The sequence below is a fragment of the Mycobacterium colombiense genome, from assembly GCF_003284975.1.
Lineage (GTDB): Bacteria > Actinomycetota > Actinomycetes > Mycobacteriales > Mycobacteriaceae > Mycobacterium > Mycobacterium europaeum_A.
The window spans coordinates 1-4744 of sequence record NZ_QMEU01000182.1; the positions used below are offsets into that span (position 1 = coordinate 1).

5 protein-coding genes are annotated in these 4744 nt (G+C 70.4%); 3 read left to right on the forward strand and 2 right to left on the reverse strand.

Features of this window, described 5'->3' with window-relative positions; all coding sequences use genetic code 11:
• Together DQP58_RS25825 and DQP58_RS25830 are read right to left on the reverse strand one after the other, a co-directional pair.
• On the reverse strand, positions 1-1704 hold a 1704-nt coding region (locus DQP58_RS25825), incomplete at its 3' end, for an ATP-dependent DNA helicase (RefSeq protein WP_133259444.1).
• A gap of 11 nt (positions 1705-1715) precedes the next feature.
• Positions 1716-3035, reverse strand: coding sequence for a nicotinate phosphoribosyltransferase (locus DQP58_RS25830; protein WP_112710895.1), 1320 nt, complete (start codon positions 3033-3035; stop codon positions 1716-1718).
• A gap of 66 nt (positions 3036-3101) precedes the next feature.
• Between DQP58_RS25830 and clpS the strand changes: the two genes are divergently transcribed.
• The 3 genes from clpS to DQP58_RS25845 form a co-directional block, all read left to right on the forward strand.
• Positions 3102-3407 carry an ATP-dependent Clp protease adapter ClpS gene (clpS, locus tag DQP58_RS25835; protein ID WP_066867352.1) on the forward strand — a complete coding sequence of 102 codons (306 nt, stop codon included), beginning with the start codon at positions 3102-3104 and terminating at the stop codon, positions 3405-3407.
• A gap of 24 nt (positions 3408-3431) precedes the next feature.
• Positions 3432-4013 (forward strand): DUF2017 domain-containing protein, encoded by a 582-nt coding sequence (locus DQP58_RS25840; protein ID WP_112710896.1) that lies wholly within the window; start codon positions 3432-3434, stop codon positions 4011-4013.
• A 17-nt stretch (positions 4014-4030) separates the two neighbouring features.
• The coding region (locus tag DQP58_RS25845) for a P1 family peptidase (protein ID WP_112710897.1) at positions 4031-4744 on the forward strand (714 nt) is incomplete at its 3' end.

Sequence of the window (4744 nt, forward strand, 5' to 3'; positions counted from 1 at the left end):
GTCGTCGGGCCGGGGAAACGGGATGCGGTCAATCAACACCAGCGACAGCGACGGACCGGGCACGTCGACGCCCTGCCACAGCGACAGGGTGCCGAACAGCGAGGTCTGGGGGTCGGCGCTGAACTGCTCGACGAGCGCCGAGGTGCTGTCGTCGCCCTGACACAGCACCGGCGTCGACAGCCGGCCGCGCATGGCCTCGGCGGCGGCACGGGCCGCCCGCATCGACGAGAACAGCCCCAGGGTGCGCCCGTCGGCGGCGGCGATGAGTTCGGCGATTTCGCTCAGCTGCTCGGCGGAGCCGGTGCCGTCGCGTCCCGGTGGCGGCAGGTGCGCGGCCACGTACAGGATTCCGGCTTTGGCGTGCTGGAACGGCGAACCCACATCCAGGCCGCGCCACCGCGCGTCGTCGTCCGCACCGGTCAGCCCCCACGCCGTGGCCATGGCGTCGAACGAGCCGCCGATGGTCAGCGTGGCCGACGTGAGCACGACCGTCGAACGCGAGAACACCCGGGACCGCAGCAGCCCCGCGACCGACAGCGGGGCCACCCGCAGCACCGGGCGCGCCGCGCCCCTGATCTCCTCGTGCTCCAGCCACACCACGTCGGTGCGGTCGGGGATGGCCGGGCCGAAGGACGCGAGCACGCGCGACGCGGTGTCCGATATCTCGCTCAGCGCCGCAACGGCTTCGGCGCGCGCCGACGCCGCCTTGGGGTCGTTCGTGCGCTCGATCGCCGAGCGCCCCGCCGTCGCGGCGTCGCGCAGTGCCGTCAGATAGGTCGCCAGCTCCTCATCGAGGCGATCGATGCGGCCCGGCGTGCCGTCGTGGATGACCGAGGCGAAGTTGGCCGTCGCCGCCTCCAGGCGCTGGATCAGTTCCGGCTCCACCAGGCGGGCGATCCGCCGGGCGGTCACCCCGAGGGCCGCCGACGTCAGCTCCGCGGTGGCCACCGACGTCACCCGGTCCACCAACTCGTGCGCCTCGTCGACCACCAGCAGCGCGTGCTCGGGCAGGACCGCCGATTCGGCCACCGCATCGATGGCCAGCAGCGCGTGGTTGGTGACGACGATGTCGGCCTGACCCGCACGGCCGCGCGCGCGTTCGGAGAAGCACTCGGTACCGAACGGGCAGCGCGCCACGCCGAGGCATTCCCGTGCGGACACGCTGACCTGCGACCAGGATCGGTCCGGCACGCCGGGCTTGAGGTCGTCGCGATCACCGGATTCGGTGCTCGACGCCCATTCGGTGAGCCGTTGCACGTCGCGGCCCAGGGCGCTGACCGCCATCGGATTGAACAGTTCCTCCTGCGGCCGGTCGTCGGCATCCGCGCCGTCGGCGGCCGCGCCGTTGTGAATCTTGTTCAGGCACAGATAGTTTCGCCGACCCTTGAGCAACGCGAACTGCGGGCGGCGCGGCAGCGCATCGGCCAGCGCGTCGACCAGCCGGGGCAGATCGCGGTCGACGAGCTGGCGCTGCAGAGCGATCGTGGCCGTGGACACGACGACGGGGGAGTCGTCGTCGAGGGCGTGCACGAGCGCGGGCACCAGATACGCGAGCGACTTGCCGGTACCGGTGCCGGCCTGCACCACCAGGTGCTCCTCGGTGGCGAAGGCCCGCGCCACCGCGGCGGCCATCTCCTGTTGGCCGCTGCGCTCACTGCCGCCGAGCGCGGCCACGGCGGTGGCCAGCAGCTCGGACACGGACACGTCGGACGTGGCTACCCTCTTCGCTGGTTGGGAATCTGCGTCGTGGTGACCGCGGGATCGCCGTGCGACAAGTTCAATCCCTCCCACGGCAGACTGCGCAGCCCGGAAGTTACCAGCTCGCGCGCCGCCGCGAGGTTCGGTTTGGACACCAGCTCGCCGCCGCGCACCAGCGGGACGGTCAGTACCCGGGCCGGTTCGGAGACGGCGGGCTGCTGTCCGGCCGGATACACCACCTCCTCGGTGATGGTGCCGGAGTCGCGGGACAGCCGCAGCGCCTCCTTGTGTCCGCCGTGAGATTCCTTGTGGCTGCTGCGCTTTTGCACCGGCATGCCGTCCACCTCGACGAGTTTGTAGACCATGTTCGCGGTCGGGGCGCCCGAGCCGGTCACCAGCGACGTGCCCACGCCGTAACTGTCCACCGGTTCGGCGGCCAGGGCCGCGATGGAGAACTCGTCGAGGTCACCCGAGACCACGATGCGGGTCCGGGTGGCGCCAAGCTCGTCGAGCTGCCGGCGGACCTGGCGGGCCAGCACGCCCAGTTCGCCGGAGTCGATGCGGACCGCGCCGAGCCCCGTACCGGCGGCGGCGACGGCATTGGCCACCCCGGTCGTCACGTCATAGGTGTCCACCAGCAGGGTGGTGTCCGCGCCCAGGGCGTCGACCTGTGCCCGAAACGCCGCCAGTTCGGTCGATTCCGTCGGGGAGTCGGCGCGCGCGTGCAGCATGGTGAACGCGTGCGCGGAGGTGCCCTCGGCGGGTATTCCGTAGCAGCGCTGCGCCTCCAGGTTGGAGGAGCCGTCGAAGCCGGCGATGTAGGCCGCGCGGGCCGCGGCGACCGCGGCCTGCTCGTGGGTTCGCCGCGACCCCATCTCGATCAGCGGGCGCCCCCTGGCCGCGCTCACCATCCGCGCAGCGGCCGAGGCGACGGCGGTGTCGTGGTTGAAAATCGACAGCGCCAGCGTCTCGAGCACCACGCATTCGGCGAACGTCCCGCTCACCGACAGCACCGGGGATCCGGGGAAGTACAGCTCGCCTTCGGCGTAGCCGTCGATGTCGCCGCCGAACCGAAATTCGCGCAAGTAGCGCAACGTATCTGGGTCGAGGAACTGCCCCAGCGACTGGCACGCCTGGTCGTCGAAGGTGAACTGCGGCAGCGCCTCGAGCAGCCGGCCGGTGCCGGCGACCACGCCGTAACGGCGTCCTTGGGGAAGCCGGCGGGCGAAAAGCTCGAAGGTGGTCCGTCGATCGGCGCTGCCGTCGCGCAGCGCCGCCGCCAGCATCGTCAACTCGTACTTGTCGGTCAGCAGCCCAATAACGACCGGGTCGTTCATCCCATAACGGTATCGGCTGCCCTCGGGGCTCGGAAACGTCGTCCATCCCTCGGTATCGTGTAGGCCATGGTTGTTATGTCAGCGCCCACTAAGCCGGGCACTACAGGACAACGAGAGTCCGCTCCGGTAGAGGCCACGGCGAGCCCGTGGGTCACGATCGTCTGGGACGACCCGGTTAATTTGATGACCTACGTGACCTATGTGTTCCAGAAGCTGTTCGGCTACAGCGAGCCACACGCCACCAAGCTGATGCTGCAGGTGCACAACGAGGGCAAGGCCGTGGTGTCCGCCGGCAGCCGGGAGTCCATGGAAGTCGATGTGTCCAAGCTGCACGCCGCCGGTCTGTGGGCGACAATGCAGCAGGACCGCTGACGGTCGAGGCGCTGGCGATTCCCTGTGCGCAAATGGAAGCGGATCGAGACCGCTGACGGTCCCCGTTTCCGGTCGTCGCTGGCATCGCATGAGGCCGCCCTGCTCAAGAATCTGGCCACGGCGATGATCGGCCTGCTCGACGAGCGTGAATCCGGTTCGCCGGCAGACGAACTCGAGGAGATCACCGGGATCAAGACCGGCAACGCCGAACCGCCGAAAGACCCCACGTTGCGTCGGCTGCTGCCCGATTTCTATCGGCCCGACGACGATGACACCGAGCCGTCCGAGGCCGCGGACAGCCTGAACGCCGCCCTGCGCAGCCTGCACGAGCCCGGCATCGTCGACGCCAAACGCGTTGCCGCGCAGCGGTTGCTGAGCACGGTTCCGGACGACGGCGGCCGCTTCGAGCTCGACGAGGACGACGCGAACTGCTGGATCGCAGCGGTCAACGACATCCGGCTGACGCTGGGCGTCATGCTCGAGGTGGGACCCGACGGCCCGGAGCGCCTGCCCGCCGACCATCCGCTGGCCGTGCACTTCGACGTCTACCAGTGGCTGACGGTGCTGCAGGAGTACCTGGTGCTGGTGCTCATGGGGTCCCGATGACCGCGTCGGGCGAGGAGGTGAGCGCCATCACCGACGTCGGGGGCATCCGTGTCGGCCACTACCAACGACTTGATCCCGACGCGTCCCTGGGTGCCGGCTGGGCCTGCGGCGTCACCGTCATACTCACCCCGCCGGGGACCGTCGGCGCCGTCGACTGCCGCGGCGGTGCGCCCGGCACCCGCGAGACCGATCTGCTGGATCCGGCCAACACGGTGCGGTTCGTCGACGCGGTGTTGCTCGCCGGGGGCAGCGCCTTCGGCCTGGCCGCCGCCGACGGTGTGATGCGCTTCCTGGAAGAACACGAGCGCGGCGTGGCGATGGACGGCGGTGTGGTCCCGATCGTGCCGACAGCGGTGATCTTCGATCTGCCGGTCGGGGGTTGGCAGTGCCGGCCGACGGCAGAGTTCGGTTACGCGGCCTGTGCGGCCGCCACCGATGGAGAGTTAGCCGTCGGGACGGTCGGCGCCGGGGTGGGCGCGCGCGCCGGGGCGCTCAAGGGCGGCGTCGGAACCGCGTCGAGGACGCTGCCGTCCGGTGTGACCGTCGGGGCGGTCGCGGTGGTGAATTCCGCCGGCGAGGTCGTCGACCGGAGCACCGGCCTGCCGTGGATGACGGACCTTGTTCAGGAATTCGGACTGCGGCCGCCGCCGGCCGAGCAGGTCGACGCGCTCGCCCAGTTGCCGTCCCCGTCGGATCCGGTGGACAACCCGCTCAACACCGTCATCGCGGTG